This is a genomic window from Streptobacillus ratti (assembly GCF_001891165.1).
Lineage (GTDB): Bacteria > Fusobacteriota > Fusobacteriia > Fusobacteriales > Leptotrichiaceae > Streptobacillus > Streptobacillus ratti.
The window spans coordinates 1-391 of the sequence record NZ_LKKW01000086.1 but is presented as its reverse complement, the minus strand read 5'-3'; the positions used below and the strand labels follow the sequence as shown (position 1 = coordinate 391).

The window sequence follows — 391 nt, the reverse complement described above, 5'->3', positions numbered from 1 at the left end:
GCATGGGAAGTATCTCAAGAGTTTTTAGATGCTATTGAATATGGAGAATTTATTCCAGGTAAAATAGAAACTATTAATGAAAAAAAAGAATATGAATACAAGCATTATGAAAAGAAAGGTAGTTTAGATGATATAAAAAAGTACTTATGTGATAAAAGGTGTCTTGATTCTCAAATTGTAGAATCATTATATTACAATAAATTATTATATATGGATTATAAGAAAAATATAATTTTTAGCATTAAAGATATAAATGATGGTGAAAAAATTGGTGAAGAAATAATTGGAACAGGTGAGCTTAAATATAGAAGGAATACTTCAGAATCTAAAGGCTTTAATTTAACTAGAAGATCAATTGAAGAAAATCCAGAAATTAATACTTTATATGTAT

1 protein-coding gene is annotated in these 391 nt (G+C 24.0%); it reads left to right on the top strand.

Annotated features, from left to right (window positions below):
• The coding region (locus BT993_RS06885; protein ID WP_143604316.1) for a DUF3991 domain-containing protein at positions 1-391 on the top strand (391 nt) is incomplete at both ends.